This window comes from Pseudomonas sp. LH21, from assembly GCF_036549575.1.
GTDB lineage: Bacteria > Pseudomonadota > Gammaproteobacteria > Pseudomonadales > Pseudomonadaceae > Aquipseudomonas > Aquipseudomonas peradeniyensis.
On record NZ_CP144367.1, the window covers coordinates 2,367,923 to 2,387,358 of the forward strand.

The window sequence follows — 19,436 nt, forward strand, 5'->3', positions numbered from 1 at the left end:
CGTGATTCCAGGAGCAACCGAGCTTGTCCGTCAATGCCCATTACAAGACCCGCTTCGATACCGTGCTCGCTTACATCCAGGACAACCTGGAAGGCGATCTGTCGGTGGAGGCCCTGAGTGTGGTGGCGCACTTTTCGGTGTTCCACTTCCATCGCCAGTTCAGCGCCTACGTGGGCGTGCCGGTGGCCCGCTATGTGCAACTGATGCGTTTGCGTCGTGCGGCGCATCGGTTGGTCGGCCAGCCCGGGCACTCGGTGCTGGAGGCAGCGCTGGAGGCGGGCTTTGAAAGCCCGGAAGCGTTCAGCCGGGCGTTCCGGCGGGCATTCGGGCATGCGCCCAGCGCGTTCCGCCGCCGGCCCGACTGGCAGGTATGGAACACGGTGTTTGCCATCCCTCATTTTTCCAGGAGCATCACCATGCAGGTACGAATCGTCGATTTCGCCGCTGTGCGCCTTGCGGCGCTGGAGCATCGCGGGCCGGCCAGCCAGGTCAGCGAGACCGTGCGTCGCTTCATCGACTGGCGCATGAGCAGCGGGCAATCGCCCGTGGCCAGCAGCCGCAGTTTCGGCATCCCCTTCAACAACCCGGATACCACCGCGCCGGAAGACTTCCGCTTCGCCATCTGTGGGGAAATCCACGAGGCGGTGGCGTCCAACGCCCAGGGCGTGCTGGAGTCGGGCCTGCCCGGCGGGCGTTGCGCCGTGGTGCGGCATGTCGGCTCACCGGATCATATCGGCGAGACGATCTACCCGATCTACCGCGATTGGCTACCGGCCAGTGGCGAAGAGCTGCGTGATCATCCGCTGTTCTTCCATTACCTGAGCATCTACCCGCAGACGCCGCTGGAGCAGTGGCAGACGGACATCTACGTGCCGTTGCGCTGAGCGCCAGGGCCGAACGCAGACAAGCCCGCCCCCGCAAGGACTGCAGGGGCGGGCTTGTCTGCGCGGCGGCGCCTTGGTCAGTCGCGGATCTTCGCCGGGTCGGTTTGCAACTGCCACAGCCCGGCATGGGCCGCCAGTTGCGCGTCGAGGTCGTACGGGCTGCCGTTGCGCCGGGCCTTCTCATCGGTCTTGAACAGATCGTCGAGCAGATTCAGCAGGTTGCGCGAGCGGCTCACCGACTCGGGCGTGCTGACATCCGACTCGAGCTTGCCACCCTCGTAGGTGAATACGCGCTTGTTGCTGGTGGCCTCCTGGGTGGCCTTGGCTTCCTTGAGCACGTTGTCGACGAATGCCAGTTCGGTGGTGCTGCTCGCCGTTTCGCTGAGCGTGTGGTAGCGGTAGTTCTTCTCATCGAACGGATCCGCCTCGGTGAGCTTGGCGGCGGACGACAGGCTCGAATGCCAGGCGGCGTCCAACTTGGCCTCCTGGCGTTGCTGACGGGCGATGGTGGTGCCCTGGCCACTGGTCGAGGTCGATTGCGACACCTGGTAGGCGAAGCGGTCCTCCTCGTCCAGGCGTCGCGCATTCGGGCGGCTGGACGGTTGCACGATCGAGGCCTTGAAGTCGGCCAGGCCGCTGAGCAACGCACGGCTGTAGGTGTTCACCGCGTCGTTGTGGCCCGCCGGGCGTGGGCTGTCGTCGTCGATGCTGTTCAGTTGGCTGAAGGCATCCTTGAGCAGCGAGGTCAGTTGCGCATCGCCCTTGCCGCGTTTCTGCGCATCGTCGAACTGGGTCAGGTAGTTGTCCAGGGCGGCCTGGCGCTGGGCCTTGCCGCCCAGCAGCGCGCCACCCTGGCTATCGAGGTCCAGCTGCACCTGACCGCTCGGGCCATCGAGTTTCAGGCTGCGGGTGGAGCCGTCCAGACGCAGGTCGAAGGTCTGTTGCCCACCGCTGGGCAAATCCAGCTTGGCGTTCAGCTGCAGGCCGCTGAACAGGCTCGGGTCGAGCTTGACCAGCGCGCCGAGCTGCAGGCTCGGCGGTTGCCGGGTCAGGCCATTGACTGCCGACTGGAAACCGTCGGCCAGGGCGGCCAGGCCCTTGAGCTCGTTGGCGTTCAGCTCGCCGCCCTGGACTTCGGCGTCGACCGCCAGGCCCCGTTCACCGTTGTACAAGCCCAGTTTCACCGTGGCGCCGGAGGCGGTGGTGAGGCTGAGGGTGACGGTATTGCTGGCGAACTCGCGCAGGCGTGCCTGCTGCAGGCTCAGCGGGGTAGTGTCGGTCTCGTTGAGCTGCAAGGCTGATTGGGAGACGCGCTGGCCGCCATTGGCCGCCAGTTGTTCCACCAGGGCGCTGCCCAGGCCCTGGAAGCGGCCGGCGGTGGTGGACGACTTGACCGCGCTGAACATGTACATGCTCAGCTTGTCCAGCCCGTCCTGTTCCCAGGTGTAGCTGGGCTGCGCGCTGTCCAGGGTGCCTCGCGAGGTGTAGGTCTCGCTGTCGGGAATGCGGGTGTCCTGACCCAGGCTGACCTGGGTGCCAGGGGCGCTGGCGACACTCGCGGGTTGGCGAACGATCAGGTTCTGCGCGGGAGCAGGTGGCGTTTGGATCGGCGTCAGTCGCAGTGCCGAAGTGATCGGGCTCATCGTCGCTTTCCTTGCGGAGTGAAAAGGATATGCCCTGATATCGGCATGCCATCAGAAAACCTGAGCGAGCGTTCGGGTTTTTCCTCGGCCATGTCCGGACCAGTCGTCTTGCAGGCGCAGAAACGAATCGGCCCGCCAGAAGGCGGGCCGAGCGTACGGCAAGCGACGATCAGCGGCGGCGGAACAGCGGCAGCGGTTCGTCGGTGGCGCCCTGGTAGGTCACCGAGAAGTCCTTCAGGCTCTGCAGCGCGTCTTCCGGGTCCTTGTCGGCACGGATGGCGAACGCGTCGAAGCCGCAGCGGGCCATGTAGAACAGCTGGTCGCGCAGCACGTCGCCGATGGCGCGCAGCTCGCCCTTGAACTTGTAGCGGTCACGCAGCAGGCGCGCGTTGGAGTAGTTGCGCCCGTCGGTGAAGGCCGGGAAGTTCAGGGCGATGACCTGGAAGTGCTCGACGTCTTCGCCGATTTCCTCGGCTTCCTCGTCGCTGTCCAGCCAGATGCCCAGGCCGCCATCGCGAGCCTTGAGCAGGCTCGGATGATCACGCCACAGCTGCAGCGGCACGATGTAGTCGTCGCAGTTGGTCAGCTCGTCGATCGAGACGTCCTTGGGCAGCAGGTGCCAGGTTTCGTCGACGATCTGGTTGTTCTTAATGATTCGCTGCATAGACGCGTTCCTTGAAGGGGTCGATGCCGATCCGCTGGTAGGTGTCGATGAAGCGCTCGTCTTCGGTGCGCTGCTCGACGTACACATTGATCAGCTTCTCGATCACGTCAGCCATGTCGTCCTGGGCGAAGGAAGGGCCGAGGATCTTGCCCAGGCTCGCGTCGCGGGCGGCATTGCCGCCTAGCGAGACCTGGTAGAACTCCTCGCCCTTCTTGTCCACGCCAAGGATGCCGATGTGGCCGACGTGGTGGTGGCCGCAGGCGTTCATGCAGCCGGAGATGTTCAGGTCGAGCTCGCCGATGTCGAACAGGTAGTCCAGGTCGTCGAAGCGGCGCTGGATGGATTCGGCGATCGGGATCGACTTGGCGTTGGCCAGCGAGCAGAAATCACCGCCCGGGCAGCAGATGATGTCGGTCAGCAGGCCGATGTTCGGGGTGGCGAAGCCCTGCTCGCGCAGTTCCAGCCACAGCGCGTGCAACTGGCGCTGCTCGACGTCGGCGAGGATGATGTTCTGCTCGTGGGAGGTGCGCAGGTAACCGAAGCTGTAGCGCTCGGCGAAGTCCGCGACGGCGTCGAGCTGCTTGTCGGTCAGGTCGCCCGGGGCGACGCCGGTGGGCTTGAGCGACAGGGTCACGGCAACATAGCCCGGCTTCTTGTGCGCACGGGTGTTGCGCGAGCGCCAGCGGGCGAAGCCCGGGTGCTCGGCGTCCAGGGCGCTGTAGTCGACATTGTCGAGGGCCAGGTACTCGGGGTCGACGAAGTGACGGGCAACGCGCTGCACTTCGTCCTCGGTCAGGGTGGTGCTGCCGCCGCGCAGGTGGGCCATCTCGGCCTCGACCTTCTCGGCGAACACTTCCGGGGTGAGGGCCTTGACCAGGATCTTGATCCGCGCCTTGTACTTGTTGTCACGGCGGCCGTAACGGTTGTACACGCGCAGGATGGCGTCCAGGTAGCTGAGCAGGTCCTGCCAGGGCAGGAACTCGTTGATGAACGAGCCGATTACCGGGGTGCGGCCCAGGCCGCCGCCGACCAGCACGCGGAAGCCCAGCTCACCGGCGGCGTTGCGCACCGGCTCCAGGCCGATGTCGTGCACTTCGATGGCGGCGCGGTCGTCGCTGGAACCGTTGACGGCAATCTTGAACTTGCGCGGCAGGTAGGCGAATTCCGGGTGGAAGGTGGTCCACTGGCGGACGATCTCGCACCACGGGCGCGGATCCACCAGCTCGTCGGCGGCGACACCGGCGAACTGGTCGGTGGTGACGTTGCGCAGGCAGTTGCCGCTGGTCTGGATCGCGTGCATCTGCACGGTGGCCAGCTCGGCGAGGATCTCCGGGATGTCTTCCAGTGCCGGCCAGTTGTACTGCACGTTCTGGCGGGTGCTGATATGCGCGTAGCCCTTGTCGTAGTCGCGGGCGATCTTCGCCAGCATGCGGGCCTGGCGGGCGTTCAGCTGGCCATAGGGCACGGCGACACGCAGCATCGGCGCGAAACGTTGGATATACAGGCCGTTCTGCAGGCGCAGAGGGCGGAATTCTTCTTCGCTCAGCTCACCGGCCAGGTAGCGGCGGGTCTGATCACGGAACTGCTTGACGCGGTCCTCGATGATCCGCTGATCGTACTCGTCGTATACGTACATATAAGTCCTGTCTCAGGCTAGCATGCAGCTAATCGCGCGCACGGCCGCGCACTCCGGGTCGGAGCCGAGGCACGATAGCAGAGTGGGTTTATGCGCTAAAGTGATGTTTTTGCATATGAAAAGAACCATTTGGACTAAGTGAGACTGACTGGCATTTGTCCGCGCCGGTACATCGCGGCGCTATAATCCGGGGTTTGCTCCGCAGGGAAGTAACAGCATGCTCAAGGCCTTGTGCCAGAGCCTGTGCCTGAGCCTGCCACTGGCAGCGAGCGCACAGGCCGCGTCCGTGGTGTTCCTCAACCCGGGCTATTCCAACGAGACGTTCTGGGTCGATTACTCGCGCTTCATGCAGGCCGCCGCCAACGACCTGGGCATGGCCTTGCGCGTGCAGTACAGCGAGCGCCGCGCCGACCTCGCGCTGACCCAGGCCCGTGAGGTGCTGCAAGGACCACAGCGCCCGGACTACCTGGTGCTGGTCAACGAGCAGTATGTCGCGCCGGAGATCATCCGCCTGTCGCGGGGCACCGGGGTCAAGCTGTTCCTGGTCAACAACGGCCTCACCGACAGCCAGGCGCACAGCATCCAGGCGCAGCCGGACAAGTACCCCGAAGTGCTCGGTACCCTGGTCAGCAACGACGAGGAGGCCGGCTACCAGATGCTCAAGGCGATGGCGGCGCAGCTGCCGGCTGACGCGGGGCAGGTTGATTTGCTGGCCTTCGCCGGGGTCAAGACCACGCCGGCCTCGCACTTGCGCGTGCAGGGCATGCGTCGGGCGCTGGCGGAGTTTCCCCAGGTGCGCCTGCGCCAGGTGGTGTACGGCGGTTGGAGTCGCCAGCGCGCCTTCGAGCAGGCGCAGATGCTGCTGGAGCGCTACCCCGACACCCGCCTGGTGTGGTCGGCCAACGACCAGATGGCGTTTGGCGCCATGCAGGCGTTCGAGGCCCAGGGCAAGGTGCCGGGGCGCGATGTCCTGTTCAGTGCGGTCAACAGCTCGCCCGAGGCCCTGCGGGCGCGGATCGACGGACGCTTGAGCGTGCTGATGGGCGGGCATTTCACCCTGGGCGGCTGGGCCATGGTCATGTTGCACGATGACGCCCAGGGGCTGGCGGTGGGGCGCGACGGCCAGCGTGAACATAGCGTGCCGGCCTTGCAGCTGATCGACGCGGACAAGGCCCGACGCTGGCTCAAGCTGCTGGAACAGGACAACCACGGCATCGACTTCCACCGTTTCAGTGCCGAGGGCAGGCCGACGGACTTTCGTTACCCCTTTCTCACGTCACCCGTCGACTACTGAAAGCCCCTGCTTGAGGGAAGGGCATTGCTGGACTTAACTGCTGCTTGTGAAGTGCATTCCCATAACCACTACAAGAGGCAATGCAATGGGAAACTCTACCAAGGTCCGCAAAGCTGACAGCAGTGTCGATGCCTGGGCGATCCTGTGTCTGATCGTGCTGGTGGTGGTCACTGCGGTGTACTGGGTCAGCCATCAGTAGCGGAAAACTGCTCGAGACCGTGAGTCACACCTGAACCGCCCGCGGAAGGGATATCCGCGGGCGGATTGCGTTTTGGAAACAGGATTGCAAGTCACGTGGGAGCGGGCTTGCCCCGCGATGAACGCACATGATCGCGGGGCAAGCCCGCTCCCACGAGTGATGTGTCGTTGCTGACCTGACGCGGCGTCGCTAGCGCGCCGTCAGGTGCATTGCCAGCTGCACCAACCCGATCAGCACGAAGATGAAGATCAGCGTGAACAGCGTCCCCATCACGATGAAATGGCTGGCCTTGCCATAGGTGAAGTCGCGGGCGCGGTTCTTGCCGCTTTGCACGCCAAAGGCGGCGGCGAGGATGCTCTGCAGCATCTGCCAGAAGGTCGGTGGCTTGCCGTGTTGGTGGTCGTCCATGAGTGGCTCCCTGGTTCAGAGGCAATCACCGACAGTGTAGGCGATTCAGGCCGAGGCCATGGCCGGATCCGCCTGTTCCTGCTCGTCCTGGGCCACCACCCGTTCGCACAGCTCGATGATCTGCTCGCGCATCCAGCGGTTGGCCGGGTCCTGGTCGGTGCTTTCGTGCCAGTACAGGTGGGTCTCCAGCGCCGGCACCTCCACCGGCAGCGGCTGGTGGCGCAGCTGGTGGCGACGGGCGAATCGCTCGGGCACGGTCATCACCATGTCGGTCTGCTGCAGCACCTGCGAGGCCATCAGGTAGTGCTGCGAGCGCAGCGCGACACGGCGCTGCACGCCCATCTTGCCCAGGGCCAGGTCCACATAACCCAGGCCGTTGCGGCGGCTGGAGATATGGATGTGGGTCATGGCCAGGTAGCTGTCCAGGGTCAGCTTGCCGTCGGCCTGCGGGTGGCCGGGGCGCATGGCGCAGACGTAGCGGTCCTGCATCAGCTTGACGTGGCGCACCTGCGGGTCGGTGTTCAGCGGCGCGTCGACGGCGAAGTCCAGGCGCCCGGCGGCCAGTTCCTTGGTGGTCTCGCGGCGCTTGCACAGGAAGCTCTCGATCACCAATGCCGGCGCCAGCCGGCGCAGACGCTGGAACAGCGGCGGCAAGATCACCGCCTCGGTGAGGTCGGTCATGCTGATGCGGAAGGTCTTGCTGGCCTGCAGCGGGGTGAAGATGCGGCTCTCCTGCACCGAGGTGCGCAGAAGCGACAACGCGTTGCGCACCGGGCCGATGATGTTCTGCGCCATGGGCGTGGGCACCATGCCCTGGGCGGTGCGCACGAACAGCGGGTCGTTGAAGGTCTCGCGCAGGCGCGACAGGGCGTTGGACACCGCCGGCTGGGTGATGCCGACGATCTGCCCGGCGCGGGTCAGGTTGGCTTCGGTGTAGATGGCGTCGAAGACGATGAACAGGTTGAGGTCGACCTTGCTGAGGTTCATGGCGCCGCTCTTTGTTGGAGTTATCAGATGATCATATATTGGTTATGAATGTTTATACACGTAGAAAATAGACTAGGTGGATGAAGGGTGGCTGTTCTAGGCTCAGGTCCATGTTCTTCATTGACTGAAGGTAGCCCCGATGGATTTCGCCTATTCGCCCAAGGTCCAGGCACTGCGCGAGCGCGTCAGCGCATTCATGGATGCATACGTCTACCCGGCCGAGCCGGTGTTCGAGCGCCAGGTCGCCGAGGGTGACCGCTGGCAGCCCACCGCTATCGTCGAGGAACTCAAGGCCAAGGCCCGTGCCGAGGGGCTGTGGAACCTGTTCCTGCCGGAGTCGGAGTATGGCGCGGGGCTGACCAACCTCGAATACGCGCCACTGGCCGAGATCATGGGCCGTTCGCTGCTGGGGCCCGAGCCGTTCAACTGCTCGGCGCCGGACACCGGCAACATGGAGGTGCTGGTGCGCTATGGCAGCGAGGCGCAGAAACGCCAGTGGCTCGAGCCGCTGCTGCGCGGCGAGATCCGCTCGGCGTTCGCCATGACCGAGCCGGACGTGGCCTCCTCGGACGCCACCAACATGGCCGCCACCGCCGTGCGCGACGGTGACGAATGGGTGATCAACGGCCGCAAGTGGTGGACCTCCGGCGCCTGCGACCCGCGCTGCAAGGTGATGATCTTCATGGGCCTGTCCAACCCGGACGGCCAGCGCCACCAGCAGCACTCGATGATCCTGGTGCCCACCGATGCAGCCGGGGTGAAGATCGCCCGCCCGCTGCCGGTGTTCGGCTACGACGACGCGCCCCACGGCCATGCCGAGGTGCTGTTCGAGAACGTGCGTGTGCCTTATGAAAACGTGCTCCTGGGTGAGGGCCGCGGCTTCGAGATCGCCCAGGGCCGCCTCGGCCCAGGCCGGATCCACCACTGCATGCGCTCGATCGGCATGGCCGAACGCGCGCTGGAGCTGATGTGCAAGCGCTCGGTCGAGCGCACTGCTTTCGGCCGGCCCTTGGCGCGGCTGGGCGGCAACGTCGACAAGATCGCCGACTCGCGGATGGAGATCGACATGGCCCGCCTGCTGACCCTGAAGGCCGCCTACATGATGGACACGGTCGGCAACAAGGTGGCGCGCAGCGAGATCGCCCAGATCAAGGTGGTGGCGCCCAACGTTGCGCTGAAGGTGATCGACCGGGCCATCCAGATCCATGGCGGGGCCGGGGTGAGCGGTGATTTCCCGCTGGCGTACATGTATGCGATGCAACGCACCCTGCGCCTGGCCGACGGGCCGGATGAAGTGCACCGGGCGGCGATCGGCAAGTATGAGATTGGCAAGTATGTGCCGAAGGAGATGTTGCGCAGCGGGTATTGATGCAACGAAAGGAAGTCTCCTCTGACCATTCTATGGGGGGAGGTTTCGCGCTTTGATGTAGGGCGTTTCCCGAGCTGGGACTTGTTGCCCTCGATAGGAGAAAAGTGCTGCTAGTTTCTTGCTCTTCGCACAGCATACCGGTCCGAACAGCACACCCCGCATTGGTAGAGTTTCAGGTACCCATGCGGGGCGTGTTTACTCAAGGCGTCTTGAGGTCAATCACCAGATCCTTCGCCGCCTTGGTCGCGAGTACGCTCATCAGTTTGCCCATCTCGTCCTGACGACCAAGTCCCGCGTCGGAGCCTCCCATCATCACGCTGGGCACCGGCGCCTGGGCTGCTGCGTTGGCCCAGGCGCGGTTGATCTGCACCAGGGCGTCGAGCTTGGTCTGCAGGGCGCCGTCGGCCTTGAGCGAGGCCTCGCGTGCATAGGCTTCCGCATCGGCCGTGATCTTGGTGGCCTCGGCGTTGACCTTGGCTTTGTCACGGAGCAGCTCGGCGGTTTGCTTGTCGATCTCGGCCCGGCGCTTTTCCCGTTCGGCATTGATCAGTGTGAGCTGCTTCTCGGTCTCGGCTTCCGTGGTCCGTTCGATTTGCTGGCGCAGGCTTTCCTGGCGCTTGGCCTCGACGTCCTTGGCGCCGCGGGCGGAGACAGCTCTTTTTCTTCTTCTTCCTTGAGGCGGTTCTGCCGGGCCACGGCCAGCTCGGCCAGGGCCTGCTGCACCCTCACCATGCGTTCCTGGTACTGGGGGTTGGGGTCGATGTGCGTCACCCGGGCATCGACGACTTCGACGCCGAACAGGCGGAACTGCTGTTGCTTGCGTAGTTCCTGGCCGTCCTTGTCGAGCTTCTTCTCGATGACGAAGCGGGTCGCGGAGTTGTCGCCGAAACTGCCCTGGTCGGTGCCCGACTGGAGTATCGCGGTCTGTGCCGGCAGGTTGTCGCGCTGCACGCGAATCTCCTTGCGGCTGGTCAGGTACAGGCCGTTGCGCAGCTGGTTCTCGAATTCGGCGCCGAAGTGGCTGCGGTTGCCGGCGTAGTAGTCATCGGCGCTCATCAGCGAGGCGGTGGCCTGCAGGGTTTCCTTGACGGCGGGCAGCAGGGCGCGTTGCAGGAAGTTGTCGGGGGTGCGGTACTCCTGGGCAATCTTCAGGAAGGCATCGCCCGAGGGCAGGCGGAACTGGGTACTGAATTCGGCCTTGGCATCGACGTTGCCGAGGAACACGATCGGCAGGTTTTCCAGGATCACCGAGGGTTGTCCGCTGCGATTGTCCTCCTGGTTGTCCACCCGCAGGGCGGACTGGACGCCAATGGTGCGTCGCCAGACCGTGCTGCGGCCGAACCACTTGGTCGCGTAGCCGACATCCTCGACCACCTTTTCCTCGCCGAAGATCGTGCGCACGTGGGTCATCTGGCCCGCTTCGTTGTAGAAGAACACTTCGTTGAACACGGCGGCGATGGCGCCGAGGGCGAGCATCGGCAGGGCGATGGCGGCAATCAGCTTGCGTTTCTTGTGCAGAACCGTGAAGTCGGGGGCTGGCAATTTTTGCATGGGACACTCCTTGTGCGGGAAGTGCGTATGCTCGCCAAGGTGTTTTGCCTGGAGTAGTCAGCTGGGTCCGCTTGCGATGTAGGACGTTTCTGGGTGAGCGGTGAGTATGCCATGGCAATGGCAGAAGACCCGCCGTGGCGGGTCTTCCTGTCGATCATCAGCCCGGCGGATTCAGACCCCCGCCGCCAGCTTTGCACTCACCTGGCGACGGCGATACGCGCTGTCGCGACTGGCCAGCCACCAGTACAGCGGCGAGGTGATCGCCAGCCCCACCAGCCACGACAGGTCGGCGCCATTGATGTGTGCGGACACCGGCCCGACATACAGCGGTGTGTTCATGAACGGGATCTGCACCGCGATGCCCACCGCGTAGGCAATCAGCGCCTGGGGGTTGTAGCGGCCGTAGATGCCGCCATCGACCTTGAAGATCGAGTCGATGTCGTAGTCGCCCTTGTGGATGACATAGAAGTCGATCAGGTTGATCGCCGTCCATGGCACCAGCACCACCAGCAGTACCAGCACCATGTCGACGAAGTGGCCGATGAAGTCCGCCGAGGCGAACACCGCCACCACGCAGCAGGCGGCCAGGACGATCAGCGACAGCACGGCGCGGCTCTTGGCGGTGGGGATCCAGCGGTAGGCGAAGGTCTGCACCAGGGTGATGATCGACAGCACCGCGCCGTACAGGTTGAGGGCGTTGTGGCTGATCACGCTGAGCAGGAACAGCACCAGCATCAGCGGGCCGAGGGTGCCGGTGGCGAGCTTGACCGCGTCCATGGTGTCCATCCCGGCCGGGATCGCCAGCACCGCGACCGCGCCGAAGATGAACGACAGGCTCGAGCCCAGGGCCGAGCCAAGGTAGGTGGTCCAGAAGGTCGAGGACACCTTCACGTCGGCCGGGAGGTAGCGCGAGTAGTCCGACACGTAGGGGGCGAAGGCGATCTGCCACAGCGCCGCCAGCGACACGGTGGCCAGCCAGCCGGCCAGGTTGAAGCCGCCGCGGGTGAGGAAGTCGTCGCTCTGGACATGGCTGAAGATGTAGCCGAAGCCGACCACGATGCCGATGCCCAGCACCCAGGTGCCGATGCGGTTGAGCACGTGGATGAAGCGGTAGCCGATGATGCCGATGATGCCCGAGCCCAGGGCGCCGATGACGATGCCCACCGGCACCGGCACGCTGTCGACCACGCCGTGCAGGGACTTGCCGGCCAGGACGATGTTGGAGGCGAAGAAGCCGATGTACATGACCCCGGCGATCACCACCACCAGCAGGGCGCCGAGCGAGCCGAACTGGGCGCGGCTCTGGATCATCTGCGGGATGCCCATCTGCGGCCCCTGGGCCGAGTGCAGGGCCATGAGCACGCCGCCGACCAGGTGGCCGACGAGGATCGCGACGATGCCCCAGACCAGGTTGAGGTGGAACAGCTGCACGCCCAGCGCGCCGGTGACGATGGGCAACGGCGCGATGTTGCCGCCGAACCACAGTGTGAACAGATCCCTTACCTTTCCATGGCGGTCTTGCGGCGGCACGTAGCCGATCGTGTGTTTCTCGATGAGGGGTGCCGAATTGGCTGCACTGGTCATGACTGACTCCAAGGCAAGGTGGGGCATCGGGGGAGGCCCGGGTGCGTGCCGGCAAGGGGCGACGCGTTCTTGTTGGAGCGATGATGCGGGGCGGGCGGGTATCGAGAAATTAGTAAATTTGTGCTCATGAACCTTAAAAAACCTAAGGCTGGCAAAAGGTTAAGCGGGGGACGGGAGCAAGGAAGGTGCCAGGTGGCGGGAGCGCCTGAGGTAGGTGGGTTGCAGGGGCTGCGGGTGGCTTCGGGTGCGCGGTGGTGGTGCAGAATGAGCATTGCTGGTGCACGGGTACAGGTTGACCAGGCCGGCCCATTCGCGGGTAAACCCGCTCCCACAGGTTCATCAATAGCCTGCGGAATCTGTGGGAGCGGGTTTACCCGCGAATGGGCCGGTGCAGGCAATACATACCGACCAGGCTACCTACATCGGCAACAACCGATCCTGGATCACCTCCTTCATTACCAGCGTCGAGCTCAGGCGTTTGACATTGGGAATGCTGGTCAGCTGTTCGTCGTACAGCTTCTGGAACGCCGGCAGGTCCCTGGCCACCACATGCAACAGGTAATCCGGATCGCCGAACAGGCGCTGGGCCTCGACGATCTGTGGAATGTCCCCGAGTGCCGCCTCGAAGTCCGCCACCGGCTGGCGGGTCACTTCGCGCAGGGTCACGAACACCAGCGCGGCAAAGTTCAGGCCCAGGGCCGCCGGGGCCAGGCGGGCGTGGTAACCGAGGATGGCGCCGGATTCCTCCAGCGCCTTGAGGCGGCGGTGGCAGGGCGACAGGCTCAGGCCCACGCGGTCGGCCAGCTCGGTGACCGACAGGCGTCCGTCTTTTTGCAGCTCGGCAAGGATCTTTTGATCGATTCGATCCATGGGGAAGAATCTTCCAGTATTTGGCTTGGTAGAGGGAATATACGAAAGAAAATCCTCGGGTGATATCCGTAGTCTTTCTTTCACCGAAACTTGTGTGAAAGGAAGGGTCGATATGACCATGAGTGTGTTGGCGGCGTTCTGGGCTGTTTCCCTGCTGTTCGTGATCACCCCCGGTGCCGACTGGGCCTATGCCATCTCGGCCGGCATGCGCGGGCGCTGGGTGGTGCCGGCGGTGGCCGGCATGCTGTCCGGGCATTTTCTCGTCACCCTGGTGGTGGCGGCCGGGGTCGGCAGCCTGCTCGCCGGGCATCCGCTGGCGCTGACCCTGCTCACCCTGGCCGGCTGCCTCTACCTGCTGTGGTTGGGCGGCAACCTGCTGTTGAGCCCGGCGGTGCCCGAGGAGGGCGAGGGCGGCGAGCGCGACTCGGGGTCGCGCTGGGCGTTCAAGGGCTTGTGCGTCAGCGGGCTGAATCCGAAGGTCTTCCTGCTGTTCCTGGCGTTGCTGCCGCAGTTCACCGACCCGCAGTCGAGCTGGCCGTTGCCGTTGCAGATCCTGCTGCTGGGGCTGGTGCACCTGGGCAGCTCGCTGGTGATCTACCTGATGGTCGGCTACGGCGCCAAGGCCGTGCTGCGCACCCGGCCCGCGGCGGCGCGGGTGGTGGGGCGGTTGTCCGGCGGCGTGATGATCCTGATCGCCGTGGGGCTGATTGCCGGGCAATTGCGCTGAACCTGTCAACGGCGGCGGCTTGGGCTATGCTGACGGCCCTCATGAATCGGAACCGCCAACCATGAAATACGCCGCCGCACTCCTGCTCAGCCTGCTTCCGTTGCTGGCCCATGCCGTGCAGACCGGGGAAACCCTTGCGCCCTGGACCTTGCTCGACCAGTACGACCAGCCCTACAGCCTGGGCAGCGACACCCGCATCCTGCTGGTCGCTCGCGACATGGACGGTGCCAAGCTGGTGAAGGCGGCCATGGCCGAGCAGCCCAAGGGCTACCTGGAGGCACGCAATGCGGTGTTCGTCGCGGATATCCAGCGCATGCCGGCGCTGATCAGCAAGCTGTTCGCCATCCCGGCGATGCGCGACTACAGCTACCGGGTGCTGCTGGACCGTGAAGGTCAGGTCGCCACGCGTTATGCCGGGGAGGAGGGCAAGGTGCTGTGGCTCTCGCTGGACAACGGCGTATTGGTCGGACAGAAGACCTATGCCGCTGCCGATGACCTAAAAGCGGCGCTGGAGCAGGCCAACCAGTAAACGATGGCCCTGTGGAGGCGAGCCTCGTGGGAGCGGGCTTGCCCCGCGAAAGGGCCGTCAGCGGCAGATTCAGGTAAACGCCTGGCGCATCAGCTGAGGCAACACTTCGCCCGCCTTGCCGGCCAGCGCGAATTCCCGCGCATGCCCCTCGCTCGCCGGCTGCGGATTGACATGCACCACCGTCGCCCCCGCCGCCAGCGCCAGCCGTGGAATCGAGGCCGCCGGCTGCACCACGCCGGACGTTCCCACCGACAACAGCACATCGCATTGCTGCGCGGCGTCGAACGCCCGCTCCAGCGTCTGCTCCGGCAACATCTCGCCGAACCACACCACCCCGGGCCGTAACGGCCCGGCGCAACGAGTGCAGCGCGGTGGCTCGATGCGCCGGCCTTGCAGGGCGTCCTCGGGCAGGGCCACAGGCCCGTCAGCCGGACGTGCGCAGTCCAGGCAGCGAAACGCGTCCAGTCGCCCATGCAAATGCAGCACATCCGGGCTGCCGGCGCGCTCGTGCAGATCGTCGACGTTCTGCGTCACCAGGGTCAGCTTCGGCACCCGCGCCGTCAGCGCGGCGATGGCCAGGTGGGCGGGGTTGGGCGTGGCCTGGGCGATTCCGGCGCGGCGCATCTGGTACCAGCCCCAGACCAGCGGCGGGTCAGCGCGAAAGCCTTCGGCGCTGGCCAGTTGCGCCGGGTCGAAGTGCTCCCACAACCCGGTCAGCTTGTCGCGGAAGGTGGCGATGCCGCTTTCCGCTGAGACGCCGGCGCCGGTGAACACCACCACGTGGCGGGCCTGGGCGAGCAAGGTTGGATCGAACGGCATGGGGGCTCCAGGACGACGGGGCGAGGGCGCCACTGTGCCAGTGGGGGGCAAAGGCGACAAGCACTGGGGCATCGAGGGCTTGACCTCGACTTAACCTGAGGTCTGATACTCGGCCGCTCATTCCATCGACGGAGCGATACCATGACCCAGCCAGCCGCCTTCGCCCTGAGCAACCCCGAAGGACTCTACGATCCCAGTGGCAACGCCTATTCCCATGTCGCCGAAGTGCGTGCCGGCAGCCGCCTGCTGTACATCGCCGGGCAGGGCGGCGAGGACCTGCAGGGCAACCTGTCGGCGCGTTTCGACGAGCAGGCGCGCCAGGCCCTGGTGAACCTGAAGATCGCCCTGGCCTCCCGCGGGGCCACCCTCGAGCACGTGTTCAAGCTCACCTTGCTGGTGGTCGACCATTCCGAGGCGCGCCTGAGCCAGTGGGTGGCCGAGGCCGAGCGCGCCTGGGGTGGCAGGATGACGCCGACCTGCACGCTGATTCCGGTCCCGCGCCTGGCGCTGGACGGGATGCTGGTGGAAGTGGACGCGGTGGCGGCGCTGCCCGAGGCGTGAGCGATCAGCCCTGCACAATCCCTGTAGGAGCGGCCTTGTGCCGCGAAGGGGCGCGTAGCGGCCCCAGATTTCCAATGTAAAGCAGAAATCGCCGGGGCCGCTTTGCGGCCCTTCGCGGCACAAGGCCGCTCCTACAGGGGGACGTGCAGGACTTTGGTCCACGATGGGCTGGTAGACTGACGATTTGAATCGAGCCTGCGCCATGACCGTCCCTGTCGAACTGCACCAGACCGGCCCCGAGCACGCCGAGCTGGTGCGCAACCTCTACCAGTTCTACGCCTACGAGTCCTCCGACTGGGAGCAGGAGGACGTCGAGGTGGACGGGCGCTTCTACATCCACGAGCCGCACTTCGCCCGCTACTGGCAATCCCCCGGCTGGAGCGCCAGCCTGATCCTGGTGGACGGCTTCATCGCCGGCTTCATGCTTGTCGAGCGCAGCGAACTGCCCGGCATCGAGGCCTGCGAGCTGGCCGACCTGTTCATCCTCAAGAAGTACCGTCGCCAGGGCGTGGGCCTGGCGGTGGCGCGGCAGACGCTGTGCCAAGGCGACAGCGACTGGCTGGTGCGCTGCTATCCCGAGGATGCCCCGGCCCTGGCGTTCTGCCAGGCAGTGCTGGCGGACCTGCCGCGTGCGGTGCGGGAGATCACGCTGGATGACGAGCCGCAACTGCGCAACTTTCTGGTGACCCGGCAGCGGCACTGACGTTTTCGCAGAATTTTTGTGACGCACTTCACAAAAATCCTGCGTCGAGCGGCATAATGCCAGCACTTGGTTATTTCGGACTGTTCCGACGTACGGTCCGGAGGTTTCCTATTCCTGCTGTGAAAGAGTCAGGTCATTCCCATGCCGCTCGCCGCAAACCCCGACATGATGTACCGGTTGTTGATCCAGAGCGTGGCGGACTACGCCATCTACCAGCTCACCCCCGAGGGCATCGTCGCCAACTGGAACCCGGGCGCGCAGCGGGCCAAGGGCTACCAGGCCGAGGAGATCATCGGCCAGCACTTCTCGGTGTTCTATACCGACGAGGACCGCCATGCCGGCCTGCCGGCGCTCAGCCTGGACACCGCGCGCAACCAAGGACGCTTCCAGGCCGAAGGGCTGCGCCAGCGCAAGGACGGTTCGCACTTCTGGACCAGCGTGGTGATCGAGCCGATCAAGGATGAGCACAGCGGCCAGCTGATCGGCTATGCCAAGATCACCCGCGACATCTCCGAGCGCCGCCAGCATGAGCTGGAGCTGCTCAAGGCCAAGGAGCTGGCCGAGCAGTACAGCCAGGAGATGGCCACACTGTCGCAGTTCCTCGATTCGGTGATTGCCAACATCCCCGCCAGCGTCATCGTCCAGGACCTGCAGAGCCAGCAGATCCTCCTGGCCAACCAGCAGGCCGAACGGCTGTTCGGCCGCCAGGGCACGCGCATGGTCGGCCAGTTGCCAGGCCAGTGCCTGGTGCCGGCGGCCGTCGACTACCTCGAACAGCAGCTGGCGCGTGGGGCACGCAGCACCAAGGGCCATGCCGCCGAAACCCGGGTCGACACCGCCATTGGGCCGCGCACCCTGCGCAGCCGGGCCACGCTCTGCGACAACCGTGAAGGGCAGGGGGACTACGTGCTGTTCGTCGCCGAGGACGCCACCGAGGAGCTGGCCGCCCATGCCCAGATCCACCACATGGCCCACCACGACGCCCTGACCGGGCTGCCCAACCGCACCCTGTTCCACGAGCGTCTCAAGCAGGCGCTGCTGCGCGGCGAGGACAGCGGCAAGCTGACCGCCGCCTTGTGCCTGGACCTGGACAACTTCAAGAACATCAACGACACCCTTGGCCACGCTTTCGGCGACAAGCTGCTGCGCGCCCTGGGCAAGCGCCTGCGCCGCGAGCTGCGCGAGCACGACACCCTGGCCCGGCTCGGTGGCGACGAGTTCGCCGTGGTGCTGTCGGGCCTGGAGACCGGCGATGCGGCGCGCAACACCGCCCAGCGCCTGATCGAGGCGATCTGCCCGCCTTTCCATATCGAAGGGCACCAGTTCAGCGTGGGGGTGAGCATCGGCGTGGCGGTCGCGCCCGACGACCACGACCAGGCCGAGCAGCTGCTCGGCTACGCCGACATGGCCCTGTACGAGGCCAAGCGCAACGGTCGCAACCGCTACGAGTGCTTCCATGTCGAGTTGGATGTCGCGGCTCGTCAACGCCGCCTGGTCGAGACTGACTTGCGCACCGCGCTGCATCTGGGCCAGTTGCAGCTGCACTACCAGCCGGTAGTGGACCAGCAGAGCGCCAGCGTCACCGGCTACGAGGCCCTGCTGCGCTGGGAGCACCCGAACCGCGGCATGATCATGCCCATGGACTTCATCCCCATCGCCGAGGAGACCGGGCTGATCCACGAGATCGGCGCTCGGGCGCTGAACCTTGCATGTCAGGAGGCGGCCAGTTGGGGCACCGCGCAGACGGTGTCGGTCAACCTGTCGGCGGTGCAGTTCAAGAATGCCAACCTGGTACATACCGTGGCCCTGGCCCTGGCCGACTCGGGGCTGCCGGCCACGCGCCTGGAACTGGAGATCACCGAGTCGGTGCTGCTGGGCAACAGCGAGGAGAACGTGCGCACCCTGCGGGCCTTGAAGGACCTGGGGGTGTCGATTTCCCTCGACGATTTCGGCACGGGGTATTCCTCGCTGGGCTACCTGCGCTCGTTCCCCTTCGACCGGATCAAGATCGACAAGTCGTTCGTCCACGACATGTGCGAGAGCCGCGAGGCGATGTCGATCATCCGCGCCATCACCGAGCTGTCCAACAGCCTGATGATCAAGACCACCGCCGAAGGCGTGGAGTCGGCTGAACAGATGGAACGCCTGATGGCCGAGGGCTGTTCGCATTTCCAGGGCTACCTGTACGGCAGGCCGGCGCCTGCGAGCGAGCGCTTGATACAGGTGCCGCCGCGCCCCTGAGCGGCCATCCAGCCTTCTTTTACCGTGGGTGTCGCCTGGCAACGATGCGCTGCGCGGCGCCCGACCACGGCGGCGCCGCAACCCCGACGTTGAACGTCTCGAAAAGCTGACGCCCTGACTACCTTGTCACTGACCCGCGTCAACCCCTCTTCAAGCACCCGCTTCTGTAATAGGGGCGCTTGTGCATCGGCAGGGCTGCCACTAATATCCAAGAGTTTTCTTGTGTAATTGCCTGTTTCCCTTTTGGGCAGGCCATCAATACGGACGTTGATATGGATTTGCACACCTCCCTGTGGCTGTTCCAGGCCATCCAGGCCGTGGGCCTGGCGTTATGGCTGAGCATCGCGGTATTGAACAACCTGCAGGCTTTCGCCAGTTCCGTCGGCGCCATCGGCGCCACCTTGGCCATGGCGCCGCTGCGCCAGCCACCGGCCATCGACTTCCCCTTGCTGCGCCGGGCCTGCCAGTCGACCGGCCTGGCCCGCGCCGCGCTGCTGGTGATCCTGCTGCTGCAGATCGTCGCCAGCCTGGCGGCCTGGGTCGGCTGCTACGGGCTGATCGTCGCCCAGGACCCGCTCATGGCCCGCGCCTGGCTGAACCTGGCGCTCGCCGCGTTCCTCGCCTTCACCTTCGCCATGCTGCTCGGTGGCCTGTGGTTCGGCTACTGGATTCGCCAGGAAGGCCTGCAGCTCACCCACCTGGTGCTGGTGCTGTGGGCGATCCTGGCGTTCTTCCTGTTCAACCTGAATTGGGCCTGAGGCGAGGAC

Annotated in this window: 17 protein-coding genes and 1 pseudogene; 9 read left to right on the top strand and 9 right to left on the bottom strand. The window is 65.2% G+C overall.

Annotation, left to right across the window (positions count from 1 at the left end; translation table 11 throughout):
* The first annotated feature begins 23 nt into the window (after positions 1-23).
* Positions 24-884: an AraC family transcriptional regulator gene (locus VUG52_RS10925; RefSeq protein ID WP_331832958.1), complete on the top strand. Its 861-nt coding sequence runs from the start codon at positions 24-26 to the stop codon at positions 882-884.
* A gap of 77 nt (positions 885-961) precedes the next feature.
* Here VUG52_RS10925 and VUG52_RS10930 read toward each other — a convergent pair whose 3' ends face one another.
* The 3 genes from VUG52_RS10930 to VUG52_RS10940 all read right to left on the bottom strand — a co-directional run bounded on the left by VUG52_RS10930 (position 962) and on the right by VUG52_RS10940 (position 4,827).
* Positions 962-2,527, bottom strand: a complete 1,566-nt coding sequence (locus VUG52_RS10930) for a hypothetical protein (RefSeq protein WP_331832959.1) — start codon at positions 2,525-2,527, stop codon at positions 962-964.
* A gap of 169 nt (positions 2,528-2,696) precedes the next feature.
* Positions 2,697-3,191, bottom strand: a complete 495-nt coding sequence (locus VUG52_RS10935) for a DUF934 domain-containing protein (protein WP_028691443.1) — start codon at positions 3,189-3,191, stop codon at positions 2,697-2,699.
* Complete coding sequence (locus VUG52_RS10940; RefSeq protein ID WP_050706108.1) at positions 3,175-4,827, bottom strand: nitrite/sulfite reductase; 1,653 nt, start codon at positions 4,825-4,827, stop codon at positions 3,175-3,177. Before VUG52_RS10940 ends, VUG52_RS10935 begins: the two co-directional genes overlap by 17 nt.
* Before the next feature lie 217 nt (positions 4,828-5,044).
* On the opposite strand from VUG52_RS10940, the gene VUG52_RS10945 reads away from it, so the two are divergent.
* A complete protein-coding gene (locus VUG52_RS10945) occupies positions 5,045-6,121 on the top strand; it encodes an ABC transporter substrate-binding protein (protein WP_050706107.1) in 1,077 nt (358 codons plus the stop codon).
* 388 nt (positions 6,122-6,509) lie between these two features.
* Here VUG52_RS10945 and VUG52_RS10950 read toward each other — a convergent pair whose 3' ends face one another.
* Together VUG52_RS10950 and VUG52_RS10955 are read right to left on the bottom strand one after the other, a co-directional pair.
* The gene (locus tag VUG52_RS10950) at positions 6,510-6,728 is read right to left on the bottom strand and encodes a DUF2970 domain-containing protein (protein ID WP_050706106.1); all 219 of its coding nucleotides are present in this window, start codon (positions 6,726-6,728) and stop codon (positions 6,510-6,512) included.
* A 45-nt stretch (positions 6,729-6,773) separates the two neighbouring features.
* A complete protein-coding gene (locus tag VUG52_RS10955; RefSeq protein ID WP_050706105.1) occupies positions 6,774-7,715 on the bottom strand; it encodes a LysR family transcriptional regulator in 942 nt (313 codons plus the stop codon).
* A 139-nt stretch (positions 7,716-7,854) separates the two neighbouring features.
* Here VUG52_RS10955 and VUG52_RS10960 point away from each other — a divergent pair, with 139 nt between their 5' ends.
* Positions 7,855-9,084 (top strand): acyl-CoA dehydrogenase, encoded by a 1,230-nt coding sequence (locus tag VUG52_RS10960; RefSeq protein ID WP_331832960.1) that lies wholly within the window; start codon positions 7,855-7,857, stop codon positions 9,082-9,084.
* A gap of 199 nt (positions 9,085-9,283) precedes the next feature.
* On the opposite strand, the pseudogene VUG52_RS10965 reads toward VUG52_RS10960, so the two are convergent.
* From VUG52_RS10965 to VUG52_RS10975, 3 genes and pseudogenes are all read right to left on the bottom strand, one after another.
* A pseudogene (locus VUG52_RS10965) lies at positions 9,284-10,635 on the bottom strand (SPFH domain-containing protein).
* Between the two features lie 171 nt (positions 10,636-10,806).
* Entirely contained in the window at positions 10,807-12,219 is a 1,413-nt protein-coding gene (locus VUG52_RS10970) for a purine-cytosine permease family protein (RefSeq protein ID WP_050706102.1), read from the bottom strand.
* A gap of 417 nt (positions 12,220-12,636) precedes the next feature.
* Positions 12,637-13,089 carry an Lrp/AsnC family transcriptional regulator gene (locus tag VUG52_RS10975; protein ID WP_050706101.1) on the bottom strand — a complete coding sequence of 151 codons (453 nt, stop codon included), beginning with the start codon at positions 13,087-13,089 and terminating at the stop codon, positions 12,637-12,639.
* A 112-nt stretch (positions 13,090-13,201) separates the two neighbouring features.
* Between VUG52_RS10975 and VUG52_RS10980 the strand changes: the two genes are divergently transcribed.
* Together VUG52_RS10980 and VUG52_RS10985 are read left to right on the top strand one after the other, a co-directional pair.
* Entirely contained in the window at positions 13,202-13,816 is a 615-nt protein-coding gene (locus VUG52_RS10980; RefSeq protein WP_331832961.1) for a LysE family translocator, read from the top strand.
* A gap of 61 nt (positions 13,817-13,877) precedes the next feature.
* Positions 13,878-14,345, top strand: a complete 468-nt coding sequence (locus tag VUG52_RS10985) for an FAD/FMN-containing dehydrogenase (RefSeq protein WP_331832962.1) — start codon at positions 13,878-13,880, stop codon at positions 14,343-14,345.
* Between the two features lie 69 nt (positions 14,346-14,414).
* Here the strand turns inward: VUG52_RS10985 and VUG52_RS10990 are convergent, their stop codons facing one another.
* Positions 14,415-15,164, bottom strand: a complete 750-nt coding sequence (locus tag VUG52_RS10990) for an SIR2 family NAD-dependent protein deacylase (protein ID WP_050706098.1) — start codon at positions 15,162-15,164, stop codon at positions 14,415-14,417.
* 141 nt (positions 15,165-15,305) lie between these two features.
* On the opposite strand from VUG52_RS10990, the gene VUG52_RS10995 reads away from it, so the two are divergent.
* The 4 genes from VUG52_RS10995 to VUG52_RS11010 all read left to right on the top strand — a co-directional run bounded on the left by VUG52_RS10995 (position 15,306) and on the right by VUG52_RS11010 (position 19,427).
* Positions 15,306-15,725, top strand: a complete 420-nt coding sequence (locus VUG52_RS10995; protein WP_050706097.1) for a RidA family protein — start codon at positions 15,306-15,308, stop codon at positions 15,723-15,725.
* A gap of 202 nt (positions 15,726-15,927) precedes the next feature.
* Positions 15,928-16,428, top strand: coding sequence for an acetyltransferase (locus VUG52_RS11000; protein ID WP_050706096.1), 501 nt, complete (start codon positions 15,928-15,930; stop codon positions 16,426-16,428).
* A 141-nt stretch (positions 16,429-16,569) separates the two neighbouring features.
* Positions 16,570-18,669, top strand: a complete 2,100-nt coding sequence (locus tag VUG52_RS11005; RefSeq protein WP_050706095.1) for a putative bifunctional diguanylate cyclase/phosphodiesterase — start codon at positions 16,570-16,572, stop codon at positions 18,667-18,669.
* A 272-nt stretch (positions 18,670-18,941) separates the two neighbouring features.
* The gene (locus VUG52_RS11010; protein WP_050706094.1) at positions 18,942-19,427 is read left to right on the top strand and encodes a DUF2165 family protein; all 486 of its coding nucleotides are present in this window, start codon (positions 18,942-18,944) and stop codon (positions 19,425-19,427) included.
* Positions 19,428-19,436: the final 9 nt, after the last annotated feature.